The organism is Halobacillus seohaensis, from assembly GCF_042663045.1.
GTDB classification, from domain to species: domain Bacteria; phylum Bacillota; class Bacilli; order Bacillales; family Halobacillaceae; genus Halobacillus_A; species Halobacillus_A seohaensis.
This window is the reverse complement of sequence record NZ_JBHSZV010000032.1, coordinates 26,174-45,147: the sequence shown is the minus strand read 5'-3', so window position 1 is coordinate 45,147 and position 18,974 is coordinate 26,174. Positions and strand designations below refer to the sequence as shown.

General features: G+C 38.5%; 20 protein-coding genes. 8 read left to right on the top strand and 12 right to left on the bottom strand.

Annotation, left to right across the window (positions count from 1 at the left end; translation table 11 throughout):
- The first annotated feature begins 511 nt into the window (after positions 1–511).
- On the top strand, positions 512–1,570 hold the full coding sequence (locus ACFQIC_RS12645; RefSeq protein WP_204709567.1) for a dipeptidase: 1,059 nt from the start codon (positions 512–514) through the stop codon (positions 1,568–1,570).
- Positions 1,571–2,022: 452 nt separating this feature from the next.
- Here the strand turns inward: ACFQIC_RS12645 and ACFQIC_RS12640 are convergent, their stop codons facing one another.
- Positions 2,023–2,895 carry a DMT family transporter gene (locus ACFQIC_RS12640; protein WP_204709565.1) on the bottom strand — a complete coding sequence of 291 codons (873 nt, stop codon included), beginning with the start codon at positions 2,893–2,895 and terminating at the stop codon, positions 2,023–2,025.
- A gap of 161 nt (positions 2,896–3,056) precedes the next feature.
- Between ACFQIC_RS12640 and ACFQIC_RS12635 the strand changes: the two genes are divergently transcribed.
- Positions 3,057–3,335, top strand: coding sequence for a hypothetical protein (locus ACFQIC_RS12635; RefSeq protein WP_204709563.1), 279 nt, complete (start codon positions 3,057–3,059; stop codon positions 3,333–3,335).
- A 974-nt stretch (positions 3,336–4,309) separates the two neighbouring features.
- Here the strand turns inward: ACFQIC_RS12635 and ACFQIC_RS12630 are convergent.
- The 3 genes from ACFQIC_RS12630 to ACFQIC_RS12620 form a co-directional block, all read right to left on the bottom strand.
- Positions 4,310–5,977 carry a putative ABC transporter permease subunit gene (locus tag ACFQIC_RS12630; RefSeq protein ID WP_204709561.1) on the bottom strand — a complete coding sequence of 556 codons (1,668 nt, stop codon included), beginning with the start codon at positions 5,975–5,977 and terminating at the stop codon, positions 4,310–4,312.
- Positions 5,970–6,692, bottom strand: a complete 723-nt coding sequence (locus tag ACFQIC_RS12625) for an ABC transporter ATP-binding protein (RefSeq protein ID WP_204709559.1) — start codon at positions 6,690–6,692, stop codon at positions 5,970–5,972. The genes ACFQIC_RS12630 and ACFQIC_RS12625 overlap by 8 nt, the downstream gene beginning before the upstream one ends.
- A 61-nt stretch (positions 6,693–6,753) precedes the next feature.
- Positions 6,754–7,254, bottom strand: coding sequence for a GNAT family N-acetyltransferase (locus tag ACFQIC_RS12620; protein ID WP_204709557.1), 501 nt, complete (start codon positions 7,252–7,254; stop codon positions 6,754–6,756).
- 98 nt (positions 7,255–7,352) lie between these two features.
- On the opposite strand from ACFQIC_RS12620, the gene ACFQIC_RS12615 reads away from it, so the two are divergent.
- Both ACFQIC_RS12615 and map read left to right on the top strand, forming a co-directional pair.
- Entirely contained in the window at positions 7,353–7,904 is a 552-nt protein-coding gene (locus ACFQIC_RS12615; protein WP_390217158.1) for a sugar O-acetyltransferase, read from the top strand.
- Positions 7,905–7,983: 79 nt separating this feature from the next.
- On the top strand, positions 7,984–8,739 hold the full coding sequence (map, locus tag ACFQIC_RS12610; RefSeq protein WP_204709555.1) for a type I methionyl aminopeptidase: 756 nt from the start codon (positions 7,984–7,986) through the stop codon (positions 8,737–8,739).
- Between the two features lie 40 nt (positions 8,740–8,779).
- Here map and ACFQIC_RS12605 read toward each other — a convergent pair whose 3' ends face one another.
- The 6 genes from ACFQIC_RS12605 to ACFQIC_RS12580 form a co-directional block, all read right to left on the bottom strand.
- Positions 8,780–8,980 carry a cold-shock protein gene (locus ACFQIC_RS12605; RefSeq protein WP_204709553.1) on the bottom strand — a complete coding sequence of 67 codons (201 nt, stop codon included), beginning with the start codon at positions 8,978–8,980 and terminating at the stop codon, positions 8,780–8,782.
- 253 nt (positions 8,981–9,233) lie between these two features.
- The gene (locus tag ACFQIC_RS12600) at positions 9,234–9,434 is read right to left on the bottom strand and encodes a cold-shock protein (protein WP_204709552.1); all 201 of its coding nucleotides are present in this window, start codon (positions 9,432–9,434) and stop codon (positions 9,234–9,236) included.
- 278 nt (positions 9,435–9,712) lie between these two features.
- Positions 9,713–9,913 carry a cold-shock protein gene (locus ACFQIC_RS12595; RefSeq protein ID WP_204709550.1) on the bottom strand — a complete coding sequence of 67 codons (201 nt, stop codon included), beginning with the start codon at positions 9,911–9,913 and terminating at the stop codon, positions 9,713–9,715.
- Between the two features lie 277 nt (positions 9,914–10,190).
- Positions 10,191–10,391: a cold-shock protein gene (locus tag ACFQIC_RS12590; RefSeq protein ID WP_079529279.1), complete on the bottom strand. Its 201-nt coding sequence runs from the start codon at positions 10,389–10,391 to the stop codon at positions 10,191–10,193.
- 179 nt (positions 10,392–10,570) lie between these two features.
- Positions 10,571–11,425 (bottom strand): hypothetical protein, encoded by an 855-nt coding sequence (locus tag ACFQIC_RS12585; protein ID WP_204709548.1) that lies wholly within the window; start codon positions 11,423–11,425, stop codon positions 10,571–10,573.
- Between the two features lie 18 nt (positions 11,426–11,443).
- The gene (locus ACFQIC_RS12580; protein ID WP_204709546.1) at positions 11,444–12,268 is read right to left on the bottom strand and encodes an alpha/beta hydrolase; all 825 of its coding nucleotides are present in this window, start codon (positions 12,266–12,268) and stop codon (positions 11,444–11,446) included.
- Between the two features lie 96 nt (positions 12,269–12,364).
- Here ACFQIC_RS12580 and ACFQIC_RS12575 point away from each other — a divergent pair, with 96 nt between their 5' ends.
- Entirely contained in the window at positions 12,365–13,138 is a 774-nt protein-coding gene (locus ACFQIC_RS12575) for a cobalamin-binding protein (RefSeq protein ID WP_204709718.1), read from the top strand.
- A 1,180-nt stretch (positions 13,139–14,318) separates the two neighbouring features.
- Here ACFQIC_RS12575 and ACFQIC_RS12570 read toward each other — a convergent pair.
- Positions 14,319–15,107 carry an MBL fold metallo-hydrolase gene (locus ACFQIC_RS12570; protein WP_204709717.1) on the bottom strand — a complete coding sequence of 263 codons (789 nt, stop codon included), beginning with the start codon at positions 15,105–15,107 and terminating at the stop codon, positions 14,319–14,321.
- A 211-nt stretch (positions 15,108–15,318) separates the two neighbouring features.
- Complete coding sequence (nhaC, locus tag ACFQIC_RS12565; protein ID WP_204709544.1) at positions 15,319–16,710, bottom strand: Na+/H+ antiporter NhaC; 1,392 nt, start codon at positions 16,708–16,710, stop codon at positions 15,319–15,321.
- 334 nt (positions 16,711–17,044) lie between these two features.
- Here nhaC and ACFQIC_RS12560 point away from each other — a divergent pair, with 334 nt between their 5' ends.
- Genes ACFQIC_RS12560 through ACFQIC_RS12550 form a run of 3 tightly spaced genes read left to right on the top strand, consistent with a single transcriptional unit; the run spans position 17,045 to position 18,854 of the window.
- The gene (locus ACFQIC_RS12560; RefSeq protein ID WP_204709543.1) at positions 17,045–17,785 is read left to right on the top strand and encodes an AzlC family ABC transporter permease; all 741 of its coding nucleotides are present in this window, start codon (positions 17,045–17,047) and stop codon (positions 17,783–17,785) included.
- Positions 17,782–18,075: an AzlD domain-containing protein gene (locus tag ACFQIC_RS12555; protein ID WP_204709542.1), complete on the top strand. Its 294-nt coding sequence runs from the start codon at positions 17,782–17,784 to the stop codon at positions 18,073–18,075. The genes ACFQIC_RS12560 and ACFQIC_RS12555 overlap by 4 nt, the downstream gene beginning before the upstream one ends.
- A 59-nt stretch (positions 18,076–18,134) precedes the next feature.
- The gene (locus tag ACFQIC_RS12550) at positions 18,135–18,854 is read left to right on the top strand and encodes a hypothetical protein (protein ID WP_390217154.1); all 720 of its coding nucleotides are present in this window, start codon (positions 18,135–18,137) and stop codon (positions 18,852–18,854) included.
- Positions 18,855–18,974 lie beyond the last annotated feature (120 nt).

The following is an 18,974-nucleotide window of genomic DNA, read 5'->3' as shown; positions in this document are numbered from 1 at the left end:
GAGAGAAATAATTATAGTGATAGAACTTCCATAAAGAGGATCGAGTTGGCTTAGTTGTCAGGTGCCAATTTCTTGAGGAACACCTTTTATTAGCGATGACAGATGGGCAAAATAATATTAGTCAGTGATATTAACTGAATAAAATATCCAATGGGAGAAAGTTCCCAAAACTTATCTGAGTCACCTTTAGCTAAGTGAATGTGTGTGGGTAAAGAAAGCATTAGCATATTTATTATCATGAGAATATAATGTACTAATATTTTTTCTACCACTCTTGGTTGAAGTTTTTATTAGAAAGAAATTAAAATATCCAATTGAAATGGTTGCAGGTAGCTGGAAAGAGTGGGAATATGAATAGAATAAACCTGTCGTTAGCACCGATGAGGGTTCTAGAATTCTGGTAACACAGTTCCACTGCCTATCGTAAATGAAGATTTAGAACAATTGGAGAAGGAATATGAACAGATATTAGAGAAGTTAAAAAAGAGTCGAATGTAAAGGAGAGGATTATTTGACTTACCCAATATTGGATGGACATAATGATACATTATTGAATTTTCACATGAAAGATTCAGGAAAAGGACGTTCCTTTTTTGAAGAATCTTCCATTGGACATATCGATTACCCAAGAGCAAAAAAGGGAGGATTCAGTGGCGGATTTTTTGCTATATTTCCTCCTCCGAATGCTAGTCTATCTGTTCCTAAACCTGAACACTACCTAACAGAAGATGGATATGACATACCTCTTCCAGAAGCGGCTAATCCAGAAGCTTGTTATAAGGTCACAAATGAAATGATGCAACTCCTTTATCAAATCGAAGCGGATTCCAAAGGTTGCTTTTCTGTGGTGAAAAATATTCCTGACTTAAAAAAGGCGCTAGAAAATAAGCAAATGGCTGCGATTCTTCACTTTGAAGGAGCAGAGGTAATTGACCCAGATATAAAAAATCTTGTGGATTTTTATAATCAAGGATTGCGCTCTCTTGGACTCGTTTGGAGTAGGCCTAATGCATTTGCTCAAGGTGTACCCTATCGTTATCCATCCACTCCTGATATTGGCCCAGGTCTTACGCTAGCTGGTAAGGAGCTTGTGGAAAAGTGTAATGAGCTAGGCATTATGTTAGATACCTCTCATTTAAATGAAAAAGGATTCTGGGATGTAGTAGAATATTCTAATGCACCGATTGTAGCGACTCATTCAAATGCTCATACTCTTTGTCCAATATCTAGAAATCTTACAGATAAACAGCTTGATGCTATTGCTCATACAGATGGTGTAGTTGGTGTGACTTATAGTGTGAACATGCTGCGACCAGACGGGAAAATGAATAAGGATACATCTTTAGATGATATTGTCCGCCATATTCGGTATATAACGGATCAAATAGGTGTGGAGCATGTTGCTTTAGGGTCTGATTTTGATGGAACGACTCTTCCAAATGATATGAAAGATGTTACAGGTGTTCCAAAGGTCATTAAGTTACTGGAGGAAGATGGTTTTTCTATGAGTGATCTTAAAAAAATAACACATGAAAATTGGATTCGAGTTTTAACAGATACTTGGAAATAATTATGAAGTGGTTGTTGGCTAGATTAAGTTAAGTTTTGAGGTAAAAAAATTAAAAGTATATATGTAAATGGAGTATTGAATTGTGAGCAATTCAGTACTCTTTTTTTTGACATATCACTCATTTACTACTGTGAAATACAGCTGATCAGGAGAAGTTTTGCATGCAAATGGTAGAGGTAAGTTGGAAGGGTTAAAAGCCCAAATTTGGAAGTAGCGATATCAGGAGATATATTATCTGAAATGGGGGGGGGTGATTGGAGCTCTATTCCTATATTCCAGATAACTACTCTTTTTGTTTTATCATATAAATTACAATTGATCTTTTGATATAAACAATTACCTATGCAATTTTCGTGCACTTCCCTCCTTATAAATAATTTTAAATGAAAAAGCAGTTCAATTAAGGGTTACAAAATTATGTGCACCAAAACTGAACTACTTACGTATAGAAGTCAACTATTTTTAGGCGATGTTTTAGCTTCTTTATTGTTGCGTAAAAACATATAAAGAGAGGCACCGAAGATGGTAATATACCCTAATATACTAAGCCAGTCAGGAACTTGACCGAACAAAAATATACTAATTAAAGCTGAATATACTACAGTGGAATAGAAAAATATCGAAATTTCTCGAGCTGGTGCAAACTTATAAGCGATCGTTAATCCGAATTGTCCGACTGTAGCGAAAGCACCGGCAGAAAGTAAATAAATCCATTGTTGAACAGACATCGGCTCATAAAAAGCGATCGTAAATGGTAATAATGACACGGTTGTGAAAAACGAAAAGTAAAAGACAATCGTATAAAACTTCTCTTTATCACCTAGCACCCTTAAGAGTGTGTACGCTCCTGCAGCAAAAACTGCCGAGAAAAAACCAGCCATATACGGAATCAAATCCACTGAAAACTGTGGTTTAATAATGAATAAAGTACCGATAAAAGCAATAATAATAGCTATTATCTGATAGGGTTGAACCTTTTCCTTTAGAAAAATAGCTGAAAAAATAATAAGGAGAAACGGACTAAGTTTGTTCAGCATATCTGCATCCGATAAGACGAGATGGTCGATAGCGTAGAAGAATAGCACCATTCCTATTGTCCCTAATGCTGACCTTGTGAGTAGAAGTTTTTGGTTTTCTTTTTTACCAAATATGCGCTCTTTATGATAAATTACGAATCCAAAAGCTATAGCTGCAGAAACTACATTGCGAAATAATGTTTTTTGAACTGTTGGAACATCTCCAGATAACTTAACAAAAGCAGCCATCATGGAGAATCCAAAAGCTGAAATAAGTAATAATAAAATTCCTTTATTGCGATTGCTCATGCTGTTTCCTCCGTCAATCTTATCTTTTACAAAAACACCTCTATTATCCTAATACAATCCCTTAAGGAATGAAAGGAAAAGGTGCTATCATTGACTTGAACCATAAGGATAGATAACCTTTAGGAAATACTATTAGTTATTAGTAGAAGGGAGGAAGCCTATTGATTTATTCACAGCCGATTGTGTGGACGACAAGGATGATCAAACATAATCAGCAACATTATATCGAAGAAGAATCCTCGATTGATTTATATCATGACGCGGTAATAACCCCGTTTGACAGGTTTCACATTCGAGAAATCCACGATGCTTCCTACCGTCCCTTAACTGGTCGATTAGGTTTTTTCTATTTACACACAATAAGGGGAGTCTATACTTTTAAAGTGAAAATATCGCCTGAACCTTGGATAGAAGAATATAAAAAAGTTCAAATCAAATAAAAGGTCATAGCCCCTAAAGAGGGCTAGCCTTTAGTGTGTACGAATAAGTAGTTCCGATACCGTGGAAAAAATCTAAAATAACATACTTAAACACACAATGTTTAGCAACATAAGAACAGTATATTTTCTTGTTAAACTAAAGGCAGATTGTTTAATAAAAGAATGGAGGTCTTTTCATCAGAGAATGGGGGATGGGAAACCAATCGCATTCCACGGGGAAGACGGCAAGCCTCCTCGAGCTAAAGCTCTGCGGGTTCTCGCCAGTCTATCCTTACCCGCAGGAGTCATATGATTTCCCATCCCCCATGACTATGAAGAGTGGAACGGAACCCTTTTTATGAAAATTGGGGTGCTGTGTGAATATTGTCATTGTGGCGTTTGAAGGTCCGGGAAATCACTCACTTTCCGTGGGCATGTGGTTACGCCTTATAAGGACGAAGGCTACATGCTACATCCGTTCATCAATCCTATCAGCGTATCCAGCTCCAGCGCGAACATCGAATCACGATGTTCTTCGTGTTTCCTTTATCTCCGACAGCTCAGTCCAGTCCATACGCCGCTGACCAAGGCGCCTCCGCTTTTAAAGGTAGGAGTCTCGCAATTTCCCGGACCTTCTTGCTTTCGTAAGGAGAACGAAAACATCTTCACGTGAGCGGGGTGGTGATGCTCTATTCTATAGCATAGGTAAGACACATCCTCCTATGCCGGGGGAGGGGGGATCGTTCATTTCCATGTCGAATGGGGTGGCTTTGAAACAAAGAGACTCCCGCGGGAGAAGGAGCTAAGCGAGATCCCGCAGGGCGCAGCCCGAGGAAGCTCGCCAGTTCCCCCGCAGGAAAGCGAATTGTTTCAAAGCCACCCCTACCCCTTATACGGTGACGAACCCCATGATCTCGGAATCGAGCCTTCAACAATTACTTTATTGTTTCTCCACCTAAACGGAACTACATACCCTAAGGAGGGCTGACCTTTATTCATTTCTTTTGAAGAATAGAATAAAAGTGTGTACGAATCACTTTCTTTAGGATCACATGACTTAAAATCGAAAGGAGAGTAAAGACAACTAATAATACTATACTTGTTAACCACAAGCCTTCAAATAGTTTAATGTTCCATAAAAGAAGAATGATGCTACCAAAAACTACAACTTCGATTATTAAGGAAAGAATACCAATCATCCTGCCTTTGAAAACTTCTCGTTCGTCTGTCCACTTTAAATGGGGTGTATACAAATCGAGTGTAGTCCCGGCTATACATGTAATCCAACTAATAATGAGTGATAATCCAATCCAAATTCCCCCAATAGTAATAGGGATTTTTGCAAAAATGAAAGCTACTACACCGATCACGATTATAGTGAGCAAATTAATACTAAAAGCGGCAACGACTTTACTCATAATGACAGTCTCAGCCCGGATCGGCATATATAAATGGTTAAACCAGTTTTTACCATCCCGTGAGATTGATGAGATAGCAGCAGGGTTGATACCAAGAGCAAACACTGTAAATCCTAGCAGAGAGAGAATAACTTTTTTCTCATCTGCTTGTTCAATCATAGGACCTAAACTTAAAACCGAAAACTGTCCTCCACCAGAATCAAAGACAACAATCACAATAAATAAGATGGGGAATACGAGTGATTGAACAATGATTTGTGTGAAAAATGTAGGGGTACGAAGCATTATCCGCATTTCTTTTAACCAGCTAATAAATAGAACATTGCCCTGTTTCATTTGCTTTAAAGCTTTTTCTTCATTAAATACTTTTTTAGAACCACCAGATAATCCTAATACACCTTTAAAATAAAGTTTTTGTCCGGCCGTTAAGTAAATGAAAAATATAGCAATAGTTAGTAATACAGTTAACAAAAGAAAAACAATTCCCAGGGTTGTATCAGGCTGAGTTAAACTTATTGAGCTTAAATAAGCATGAGGAAATAGCTTAGTAAACATCTCGATTAGTGCGTTTTGTTCGGTTATGATCTGAGCAAACTCTTCCCCTGTTTCAGTGGATGACGTGTTAAGTCTAAATACGATATTTATACCGATTATAAATATAAACATAAATAAGCCAGCAAATATCTTCATACGGTCTTTATTTTTAGAAATATTAAGAAACCGCATCAAATACATAATGACAATAGCTGTAAGTACAAAAGGGAGAATGGGTGTGATCAACCATATAATTACGGAGTAAATATAGTATGTGATACCAGCTTCACTATGTAATCCATAAATAAAAAGAGCAGGTGCTAATATGGCTGTATTCGTTAAATATAGGGTCAAAAAAGGGGTTGCCGATTTTCCTAACATAATTTGATAAGGTTGAAATGGTAAAGTAATAAATGATTCAATATCCTCTGCAAAATAAAATGAACTTAAGATCGAACCGATACTTACAAATACAAACAGGACGAACATCATCATAAGTAGGATACCTAAAATAAAGCTCTCGTTGCCTGTAGGAGCAAGGACATCATAAAGCCCACCAATAATTCCATCTAAAGCAAAAAAGATAAAAACCGAGAACGGAATAGCAAATAAGAGTAAAAATAAGTAGCCCATTTTTTCACTGGTGCTCTTTTGAGCGAGGGAAAATTGCATTTTTAGCATAATCCGTATTAATTTCCACGTTTTACTCATCTTGCGTCAGCTCCAGGAATAGTTTTTCCAAGTTATCGTCGTCTTTGAATTGTTGTTTCATATCCGTCATGTTTCCACGAAATTCGATATGACCGTTATTAATAATCGCTACTTCGTCACAAAGCTGTTCGACAACTTCTAAAACATGAGTAGAGAAGAAAACAATGTTACCTTTATTAGCGTGTTCCCGCATCATTTCTTTTAAAGTATATGATGACTTTGGATCTAGTCCTGTTAATGGTTCATCCAATATCCAAACTTCAGGATCATGAAGCAATACTCCTGAAACTACTATCTTCTGTCTCATACCATGAGAGTAGGTAAGAATGTGATCATTTAAATCCTCATAAATACCAAAGCTCTTCGTCAAATACTCGATTTTTTCTTTCCTTACTTTGGTAGGAACTTGATAGACATCCGCAATAAAATTTAAGTATTCAATCCCTTTTAATCGTAAAAACACATCGGAGCGATCAGGAACATATCCAATCAGCTGTTTAGCTTTAAGAGGGTGTTTCGAAATGTCAAAACCATTGATAGCGATTCTTCCTTCTTCAACAGGAAGGATCCCAGTTAACATCTTAATAGTTGTTGATTTACCAGCACCATTAGGACCTAAAAATCCAAAAATCTTCCCGTTTTCAACTTCTAAGGTAAGATCTTTTACTGCCGTTTTTCCTGGGAATTCTTTTGTAACGTTTTGAATTTCAATCAAAGTGAATTCTCCTTTCACGTGCTTTCTTTAATACGTTTAAAAGCACGCATTCGTTTCAACTTTAAATAAATAACTCCATCCAGTACTCATCTAGATATCGATCTTTCAACTTAATAGCTCGATGTTCTGTCCCATACACCTGGAATCCGATTTTTTCATATAATTGGATAGCGGGTGTATTATTCGTAACTACTGCAATATGCAGAACCTCAATTTCTAAGTCTTTAGCCCCTTCGATAACTTTTTGAATTAGTAACTCTGCTACCCCTTGATTTCGAAATGAAGATGTCACATAGAGAGCAAGTATGGATCCTTTATGTGCAAATTTAGGGTGTTTCTCTTGTGTTAGTGTAGCCACTCCTACTAATCGCTCTTTATTAAATAGACCTACTGTAGAAGTATCTTTAGAATCAAGATTTTCGGCTGTAGAGTTTATCGGGTTTGGTTGTTGTTTTTCCTGTTCATAGGTTGTAATAAATGCATCAGGATTGTCTAACAATGCTTCAAGTCTAAGTTCACGATAAGCTTCAGCATGTTCAGCAGTCAACGTAATAATGTTCATAATACCATTCCTTTCTCTTCTAATTGTTCCAAGGTTAGCGAACCAGTATGGTAAAGTAAAGGGAGAATGAGAAATTAAAAAAGCTGGGTGAAAATATTATGACCGAAAAAGAAAAAATGTTAGCAGGAGAACTTTATCAATCAAAGGATGAAGAACTTATCTTTGAACGTATGCGAGCGAGTCAACTTTTGCATACTTATAATCAATCCAAAGTGACTGATGAACATTATAGGAAACAATTATTGCATGACCTGCTCGGAGAAACTGGGGGAGGAGTTTATGTAGAACCTTTTTTTCAATGTGATTATGGATACAATATAAGTGTAGGTGATGATTTTTTTGCTAATTACAACTGTGTATTACTTGATGTTTGTCCAATTACAATAGGAAATAGAGTCTTATTAGGACCAAACGTACAGATTTATACAGCAACACACCCTTTGGACAAAGAGGCGAGAGCAAGTGGTTTCGAATCTGGAAAACCGATCACCATAGGCGACGATGTTTGGATAGGTGGAAGTGCTGTGATCAATCCGGGCGTAACGATTGGAGATGGATCAGTTATCGGGTCTGGTGCAGTAGTGATCAAGGATGTTCCAACGAATGTATTTGTGGGAGGTAATCCTGCAAAAATCATTAAAGAAATATAAGGCCTCATGCTAGTCGTAAGCCTATTTTTTCGTTATTATACTAGAAGGTGTAAGCTACAGTAAGGAGAGGGATCGGAATATGATAAAAAGAAAAAGTAAGCGTGAAATTGAACTGATGCACGAAGCTGGCAAGCTGCTGGCTAATGTCCACAAAGAACTGAGTCAGTTTATCAAACCAGGCGTAACAACCATGGAAATTGAAAATTTTGTTGAAAAATACTTAGCCAAACATGGAGCGACTGGGGAACAAAAAGGTTATCAAGGATATGAGTATACTACATGCGCATCCGTCAATGATGAAATCTGTCACGGATTTCCTAGGCATGAGAAGTTGACAGAAGGAGATATTGTAACCATTGATATGGTGGTTAGACTTAATGGCGCTTTGGCAGATTCTGCCTGGACTCATCCAGTTGGAAAAATCAGCGAGGAAGCTGAACGTTTATTAGATGTAACAAAAACTTCATTATATAAAGCAATCGAGCAGGCACAAGTAGGCAATCGGATTGGTGATCTCGGTTATGCCATTCAATCGTTTGCAGAAGGGGAGGGATATTCGGTTGTTCGTGATTTTACGGGCCACGGGATTGGAGAGACCATCCATGAGGATCCTTATATTCCGCACTTCGGAGAAGCAGGGAAAGGGGCCCGTCTAAAAGAGGGGATGGTTGTTACCATTGAACCAATGATAAATATAGGAACCTACGCAAATAAGATGGATGAAAACAACTGGACAGCGCGCACACTTGATGGTTCGTTATCTGCGCAATATGAACATACGATTGCGATTACAAAAGATGGACCGTTAATTTTAACTGACCAGGATGCAAAATAAATCCAAAAGAAAAAGCTCCCAAATTGGGAGCTTTTTTATATTATGCTTTTTGAACATTAGCAGCTTGAGGTCCGCGTTGTCCTTCTTGGATTTCGAAGTTTACAACTTGTCCTTCTTCAAGAGATTTGAAACCTTCTTCTTGAATAGCGGAGAAGTGAACAAATACGTCGTCTTGTCCTTGAACTTCGATGAAACCGAAACCTTTTTCTGCGTTAAACCATTTAACTGTACCTTCAACCATGTAAAATTCCTCCTGCGTGGATCTTATGCCACAATGTATTACTATTCTTGCTCTTCAGACAATAAAGATGAAAATTACTAGCTAGCAACTTCTTTCTTTTAATCGTATCCGAACAACAATAACTGTTATTAGTATAACAAATTGGATAAGTAATTGATACTATTTCCTGCTAAAATTTTACTGACTTCAGAAAGTCTTACAATTAAAATAAAAAGGACTTCCACTTGGGAAGTCCTTTTTATCAAAAAGTTTATTATACTTTTTGAACGTTAGCAGCTTGAGGTCCACGCTGTCCTTCTGTTACTTCGAAGTTCACAACTTGTCCTTCTTCAAGAGACTTGAAACCTTCTTCTTGAATAGCGGAAAAGTGAACAAATACGTCGTCTTGTCCTTCAATTTCGATAAAACCGAAACCTTTTTCTGCGTTAAACCATTTAACTGTACCTTCAACCATGTAAAATTCCTCCTGTGTGGATCTTAAAATCCACATTGTATTACTATTCTTGCTCATCATATTCAATCAAAACGGAATCACTATAAAGCTATCTTCTTTGTTATGAATTTCACCGAACAACAATAACTACGAGTAGTATAACAAACCACTCAAATTTATGATACCCGTTTTTAAAAATTTTATTAAAAAATATAAGGATTAACCTGTGTTAATGATTGTACTTTGTTTTATGTAAATAAAAAAGACTCCCGATTGGGGAGTCTTTTTGTAAAAGTTGCTTACGCTTTTTGAACGTTAGCAGCTTGAGGTCCACGTTGACCTTCTTGAATTTCAAAGTTTATAACTTGTCCTTCTTCAAGAGATTTGAAACCTTCTTCTTGGATAGCAGAGAAGTGAACGAATACGTCGTCTTGACCTTCAACTTCGATGAAACCGAAACCTTTTTCTGCATTAAACCATTTAACTGTACCTTCAACCATATAAAATTCCTCCTGTGTGGATCTAGTCCACATTGTATTACTATTCTTGCTCATCATATTCAATCAAGACGGATTCACTATTACGCTATCTTCTCTGTTATGAATGTAACCGAACAACAATAACTATTTGTAGTATAACAAACTAATTGTGGAATAGCTACTCTTTTTAAAACAATTTTATTTTGACTTGTTAAAAACTTAAAGTGAACGGTCGTTATTACTTTTATGTAATAAAAAAAAGACCCTCCGGAAGGAGAGTCTTTTTTATAAAAGTTGCTTACGCTTTTTGAACGTTAGCAGCTTGGGGTCCGCGTTGTCCTTCTTGAATTTCGAAGTTTACAACTTGCCCTTCTTCAAGGGATTTGAAACCTTCTTCTTGGATAGCAGAGAAGTGAACGAATACGTCGTCTTGACCTTCAACTTCGATGAAACCGAAACCTTTTTCTGCATTAAACCATTTAACTGTACCTTCAACCATGTAAAATTCCTCCTGCGTGGATCTTAAAAATCCACATTGTATTACTATTCTTGCTCATCATATTCAATCAAGACGGAATCACTATTACGTTTCTTCTCTGTTATGAATCTTATCGAACAACAATAATTAACTTCATTATAACAGAATAAAATTAAAAAGCAAATTTTGCTTAAAATAAGTTATTCTTGAGACTGGATGTATTTAGTTTCCTCCATAACTTGATAAAGAGCTTGCTCAATTAGTGAAGTAGTTTGGTCTTCTCCGACCATTTGTAGATCCGCTAATGTATATTCGGATTCTAATAAATGTTTGGTAACTACCCACCCAACGAATCCAGCTTCGTTTATATAACCTGAAGCTCCTGTTCCTTTAGTAAATGAATACATAGCTTTATAATCTGTTCTACGAAGGTGCGGAAGAATGTTCATCATAATTCGTGTTGGTTCTTGTCTACACTTAGCCATCCACGGATAAAGGTTTGAGTCATTAAATTCGGAAGGGGTGACTTGATGAGTGGTATGTAAGGCTAACCCCTCTAAGAAGATAACATGGGCAATATTTTTGATTGAGATAGGATTGAGTTTTGACTGATTCAAGTGAATCACTTTAGCTAATTCATTGGCAAGGAGGGAAGGAGTATATTCTATTTCTATTGGAAAATATAGGGTGAAGGACTCGTTAACTTCTTTTTCAATAAAAGGATCGGTTTCAAAGTCACCCACGAAAAAGACAATGGATAATTGCATGGGTTCAAATGCACATAGTTCCTCACGAATTAAAGACAATAAGTTATAAATTTCAGATTCATTAGGATGAAAGCTTTCAATTCGATGCAATGCTTCTTCGTATTTTGGGTAGGCCATTTCAAGCATTTCTTTGGCTAACTGATCGCTTGAATCTTCTTTTACATAAGGATTGAAACCATAGTATTTTTTCCAAATGGAAAATCTGTCCGTTTCTCGTGAATTAAGGGCTGCCTGTTGGTAAAATGACAGGAATTCATTTTTATAATGAGAAATCTTGATGGCGTCCATTTTATCCTCCTTCATTTACTAATTATTTATGAACTCAAGGCGCTTCTTCCAGACATTTGTAGCATTTTCACCAATCCATATAAGGTGACTATCTGACTTAACTTCGTATATCTCACACTTAGGTACATTCGATTGAAGTGACAGTGCATTTGAATAATCAACACTCTTGTCTTTCTGAGTATACATACCAAGAACGGGTACTTTAATCTGACTCATATCTAATACTTTGTGATTAATATCTAACATAAAACCTTTTCCAGATCGTGAAGAAAGTAGTAAATCATAAATGAATTGGCGGTCATTTGAAGAAAGTTTACTTACATAATCATCAACGGAATCGGTGGTTAGTGAGCTCATAATCTGTTTCACAGCTAAATTAGGAGAAACCTTTAACATCAAGCGGATGCTTTTCCAAATTACCTTTCCACCTCGTCCAAAAAATAGGCGAGCCTGTCTTTTCGTTTTAGGGTTCCACGCTGTAGTTAAGGCAGCTTCCAGGATAAGTTTATTGATTCGATATGGATGGTTAACAGCTAAAGCAATAGCTGTTGGACCGGCCGATGATATGGCAATAACTGTGACGTCCTCAATCTCAAGTTGGTCCAAAATCTCAGTGATTGTCTGAGCAAATTCCTCAGGTGTGCGACCAGTAGACACTTCCGTATGATCGTATCCTGGACGAGAAACTGTTAAAAGCGAATACCCCTCGTAAATTAAACCACTGTGTGACAAGTCGGTTTCCCGGCTAGAGTGGCCGCCTTTTAAAAGAAGTAAAGTGGGCCCTTCGCCTTGGTAAGAATACTCGACCAATCCATTAGAAGAATCATACAACGTTGCTGTCACACTGTTCATCCTTTCTAACTTTTTTCCTTAATCTAAATATAAGCTATAATGAAATAAAATGAAACATCAGATAATTCTGAAATAAGGAGTGGTCCTATTCGAATTGTGTCGATTTGCCCTAGTAACACTGAAGTTGTCGCGTATCTAGAACAAACGGAATTGTTGGTTGGTGTCGACAATTTTTCTGATTTTCCAAAAGAAGTGAACGAGCTTCCAAAGCTTGGCCCTGATCTATCAATTGATATAGAACAAGTAGCTTCTTTAAATCCAGATTTAGTTTTAGCTTCTTTAAGTGTTCCAGGGATGGAAAAAAATATTGAAGGGCTTGAAAAACATGGCCTTCCTTACATTATACTCAATCCTAACTCAATTAAAGAAATTGCTGAAGATATTAAAAAAGTAGGAGAAGCCATCCAAAACAAAGATCTAGGTATAGAAAAAGCTAAGCAATTTTTAAAAGAAATTGAAAGCTTCCGAATAAAAAGCTTAGAATTTAAAACACGTCCATCTCTGTATTGGGAATGGTGGCCGAAACCTATTTTCACTCCTGGACAAGCCAATTGGTTAACTGAAATCAGTGAATTAGCGGGTGGATATAATATATTTGCTACCGAAGAAGAAGCTAGTGTTCAGACGGATTGGGAAGAAGTAAGGCGGCGAAATCCTGACCATATATGTATGGTGTGGGTAGGGGTGAAAGAGGAAAAAATGAATCCAGAACTAGTGAAGAGACGTCCTGGTTGGGGAGAGATGTCAGCTATCCAGCAAGGAAATATTCATGTTTTAGAGGAATCTCTTTATTGTCGTCCAAGCCCACGACTTTTAAAGGGGCTAGAAAAACTTCATAGTCTCTTAGAAAGGTATAAATAAAAAAAGACCGATTATAAAATAAGAAGTACCGTTATTGTGTAAGTAGTTCTGTTTCGGTAGGAAAACTTACGAACTAGCAGGATTGTTGAAGAGTCAATTCCGAGATGCTTGTGTGGAGAAAGAGGCGGTGGAAAGGAGCCGCTTTCCATGGGCGTGCGCTGAGCCTCCTCAGGCCGGCGCCGAGGCCACTGAAAAACTGTTTAAATTTAATACGGGCAGAGAATCACAGTCAACATGTTGATTTTAAATAAAATATCAATCGTACATATAGTGGTTACTTGAGTTGATTCTCTTAATAAATTCACTTTTTCAGTGGCCTCCCGGCGCCTATCCGGGGTCTCATCTACCCCGCGTATCCCACAGGATCTCCCCCTTGCCCTATGTTGCTATCGAAATCGCGCTGTTCTATCATGCATGTTAAAGAATGAGATCTCTGACTATAACGCAAATGGAAGCCTGATACAGACTAGGGATTATGGCCATCACACAGATCTATTGAGCCATTAGGTAAGTTGTTGAAAAGCGGGTGTGATAGCCTGTTTGTATGAATTGTACCTATTAAGGAACCTTGTAAAAAACTCTGTGGCAATAATTTCAGGCCATGAACCTTACCAGGTTTATCACTACTTCTCCTTGTGAAGACCGTTTCTGAATTTATATTACCGATCAATAGTACAGGGTCTATTAATGGCAGAAGTGGATCAATTTCATGGCACTAGCAGATCATTTCAATGGCAATATTCATACAGTACCCCCGATTTTCATAAAAAGGGTTCCATTCCACTCTTCATAGTCATGGGTGATGGGAAATCTCGAGACTAAGGATAGACTGGCGAGACCCTGCAGAAAGTGAATGATTTCCCATCCCCCATTCTTCGATGAAAAGCAACGGAACCGCCATTCTTTTATTAAACAATCGGGGGATTTAGTTTAACAAGAAAATATAAAAAAGAACGCTTGGACATAAAATTCAAGCGTGTACCTTTACAGTCTTAAGTTTTATGGTTTTAAATTTGTGAATGGTAAAGCCGAATTCGAAACAAGAAGTTATATAGGCTTTACCATACCTGATTAGCAATAATTAGGAGAGTTAAAAACATTCTGTGTGAATCGAGCGCATGATCGGTATGGGCATCACTACGCGTCGAGACAACGAACTACTTCGTTATAAATTCGGTCTTTAGTGCAGTTTATTTTTGTGTTTAGGGATGGCTAATTCTTTAAAGTTTAAAGCTAGTTCGCTAAGTTGGTGTTGTAGGTCCTCTCCTTCCATAGGTAAACCATGCCCTGTTAACGCAGTTTTTGGGTTTAACGCCGCTAGCTTTTTAACGGAACGTTCGGCTTCACGCCAGTCGGGAGTGAAGTAGGCTGGAGGCCCGTGAACATGTTGATGTTGGATGAAAACGGCCATGACTGACTCTTGTTTAACAGTAATAAAGGCATCACCAGATAATAGTGTTCGATCACGATCACGAAAAAATGATACGTGCCCAGGTGTATGACCGGGGGTGTGAATCGCTCGCCATCCTTCTAAAAACGGCAGAGAACCATCTTCTGGAAGCGGATGTATCCAATCTTCTAAATTAACGGATTCTGATGGATAGAATGGCGAAAGAATAGACATTAAGCCTCCACCTACCGTTGGGTTACCTCCGGGATAAGATTTTTTTCCTGTGACATAATCCATCTCAAGAGGGTGAATATAAATTGGTACATTAAAGTGATGAGCTAACTTCTTGGCAGAGCCGACATGATCAAAATGACCATGGGTGAGAAGAATGCACTGGGGCGGGGTAGAACCGTAGCGCTTTTCGGCAGCTTCGATAATTCTTTCGGCATAGTGACCAATTCCGCAATCTACAAGTATCCAATTGTCGGATCCAGCTTTACCGATAAAGCCTACATTAACCATTAATGTCCTGTAATAAGCTAAATCTTCGAGAACTTCTTCACTTTCCGCATGATCCATACTTAATTCTTCGTCCTGATGGTCGTCAAAGTGTTCTTCTTTCAATAGTCCCCACTCCTTTTCCAAATAGTTTGGCTGAAGTAGATAGGTTCTATTCATATAAGAAAGGTTATAAAGGTTTGATGTTGGTGAATATCTGAAAAGCTGATAGCATCGATCACGTAAAACTTATTCGGATAAAATAAGCAAGGAAGCCTTGAGGCTTCCTTGCTTATAGATTGTTTTCGTTTGAAGCAGGTGTAAGTGTCTTACCAGTAAGACCAAATAAAATGGTGAGCAATGGACACAGCAGACAGAAGAATGCGAAAGGTAAGTAATCGAGAACAGGGACACCTAATACTCCAGATAAAAATACTCCGCAAACACTCCATGGTACAAGAGGGTTAATTACTGTTCCGGCATCTTCTAAGGTTCTAGATAAGTTTTTTCTAGCGAGATTCACCTTTTCATAAAAGTCTTGATAGGCTTCACCAGTTAATAGAATAGATAAATATTGTTCTCCAATCGATATGTTAATACCGATTGCTGTAAGGGCAGTAGATAACGTAACCGATCGTGCGGATTTAAGTCCGTGCTGAACTTTGGATAATATAGCGGGAATTACCCCAGTTACGAAAAACAATCCTCCAAGAGCAAGGGCGAGAATAACGAGTGAAATGGTAAATAACATATCGTTCATGCCACCTCTAGTTAATAATTCATTAACAACTTCATGACCCGTGTTGGCTGAATACCCGTTAAACCAAGTACTCCATAACTCATTCCAAGGGAGGATTCCTCTAAATCCTGCAATAGCTGTAGCGACAAAACTTGTGATAGCAAGAGCGATAAAAGCTGACTGCTTACTGATCGTCAAAATAACGAGAATGACAAATGGTATCCAAGAACTCCAGTGTAATAAGTTCGTTGTTAGCAAACTTTCTTGTAAAGAAGATAATTCTCCACTGCCTGCTTGTTCAGAAGGGGAGAGAATGGCGAATAGAACAAAGCTAATAACAAATGCTGGAACTGTGGTCCAGGTCATATTTCTAATATGGTCAAATAAATCAACTTTAACGACGGTAGAGGCCAAGTTCGTCGTATCGGATAATGGGGACATTTTGTCACCAAAAAATGCACCAGACACAACGGCTCCTGCAGTAATAGCTAGAGAAAAATCAGAAGATTGAGCCACTCCGATAATTGCTACACCAATTGTTGCTGCTGTCGTAAAAGAACTGCCTAGTGCTACTCCCATAATCGCAGTGATCGCAAAAGTTATCGAGTAAAACCAAGGCCCACCAGTAAGAGAAAAGGCTGCATTCATTAGAACGGGAATTGTACCACTGGCCATCCAGCTTGAAATTAAGATACCGATTAGAAAGAACAATAAAACGGCACCTAATCCAGTTTGTGCTCCCTGAATCATTCCTTCTTGAAGCTTTAAAAACGGCATCTTCTTAAAAGATCCGTATGCTACCATAATAAGTATACCGAGTAATATTGGTATGTGAGGGACACTTTCAAAACCTATAATAAAATAACTTATAATTGCCATGATGCCTAGGATGAGAGCGGAAGACTCGATCAATCCTGGAAGTTGTTTGGGACTTAAATGAAACATATTGATTCCTCCTACTCATAATAAAAGCTTCGTCCCTAATAATTAGGGACGAAGCATAAACTCCGCGGTACCACCCTAGCTGGCGGAATAACCATCCAATTGTGTTTACCTATCGCACGTTAAAGAACCTTGTAATTCAAATAAATGCGCATGAATTCTAGTGGCTATTCAGTCTCTAGTCTGCGAGATTCGAGATCCATTTTTATTGTCTTTCTTTTTTACTGGAACGCTTTTCAGTGGTGAAGATATGTGTAATAGTAAAATAGAAATTATGAGATGTCAATTCATTTTCAATCATGTATAATAGTGGAAATTTATAGAAGGAGTTTGAGAAATGGAATCACAGGCAGTAAAATCAAGTACACATCAAATAAAACGTTTGCATATGGCTAAACAAGGTATGATTGCCGGATTTCCCATTATGTTAGGTTATATTCCTGTAGCGTTAACTTATGGTGTTTTAGCAGGACAATCTGGTATGAGTAATGTGGAACTGACATTAATGAGTATGCTCGTATTTGCAGGAGCTTCTCAATTTTTAGCGGTAAGTATGATTGCAGCTGGTACGGGGGCTGTAGAAATTATTATTGCTACTTTTGTATTGAATTTTAGACATTTTGTAATGAGCTTGTCTTTTATGAATCGGTTAAGGGCTATTGGGCTTCGAGCCAAAGTCCCCTTATCCATAGGATTAACGGATGAGACGTTCACCATGTCTTCTTTACATAAAAGACAGGCTAAAGAAGAGTTTGGAACTTGGTTCTATGCGGCACTAATGTTAACCGCTTATGTTTCTTGGGTAGGAGGTTCTTTCTTAGGAGGATTCTTGGGTGATATCATCCCTGAACGCTTAAGTGAGAGTATGGGGGTAGCTCTTTACGCAATGTTTATTGGTTTACTTATTCCCTCAGTAAAAACGAAGTACCGTATTGCTTATATTGCTTTATTAGCCATGGTGATTAATTACATATGCCAACTATGGGGCATGAGCCAAGGATGGGCTATTGTAATTGGAACACTTTTAGGTGGTTTCAGTGGTATTTGGATATTAGATGATGAGGAGGATGAAGTATGATCATTTGGATGATTATCGGGATGTCTATTGTGACTGTGGTTCCAAGGTTCCTCCCAGCATTTATTGTAGATAAAGTGAATTTTCCAAAGTGGATCGATCGCTGGTTAAACGCTATTCCTTATGCAGCTCTTGGCGCATTAATATTTCCAGGTATTTTAAATGTAAAACCTGAAGCGCCTCAAATTGGGGTGATTGCTGGATTGGTAGCTATTTTGTTAGCGTGGTTGAATTTTAATATTATAATTGTAGTTATTGGAGGTATTGCTTCCGTTTTTCTAATGACTTTCTAGCACGCCCATCATCTTTAAGCATAACGTATATTGAATCTCCATGAAGGGAATTGATCGTTATGCATAGACAAAATGGATTTCCATGGGGGCAATCACCAGGCGGCCCCGGCCAGGGTGGCCCGGGAGGATACCCGGGAATGGGTCCAGGTCAAGGTGGCCCAGGCGGCCCGGGAGGATACCCGGGAATGGGTCCAGGTCAAGGTGGCTCAGGCGGTCCGGGAGGATATCCAGGAATGGGTCCAGGTCAAGGTGGCCCAGGCGGCCCGGGAGGATACCCAGGAATGGGTCCAGGTCAAGGTGGCCCAGGCGGCCCGGGAGGATACCCAGGAATGGGTCCAGGTCAAGGTGGCCCAGGCGGCCCGGGAGGATATCCAGGAATGGGTCCAGGTCAAGGTGGCCCAGGCGGCCCGGGAGGATATCCAGGAATGGGTCCAGGTCAAGGTGGCCCAGGCGGTCCGGGAGGATATCCAGGAATAGGTCCAGGTGGAGGCCCTCAGCAACCACCGCAAGGTTTACCGTTTTCAGGAGATCAGCTTCCACCACCGCCAAGTTCTCCGCCTTCCCAACAAGGCCCAGGACTATACGCTGTAGATCCAGGATCATTATATGGATGTTTATATCGTTACACTTGGATGCGGTTAAATAATGGGCAACGTTTTTGGTTCTTCCCTATATTTATTGGCAGAACCTCTGTAGCCGGGTACCGATGGAACCCCAACCGTCGCAGATGGAATTACTTTGGAATTGACACCGATCGTATTGCAAGTTTTCAATGTTAAAGGGTTATGAAAACAGTAGTCTACAAACAATTTTTCTTTAATTAGAAAGAGGTGTCACAAGCTTGATGCCTCTTTTTCTGCTAAAATATAAACTACGATTAGGGTAAAAGGGGAGATAAT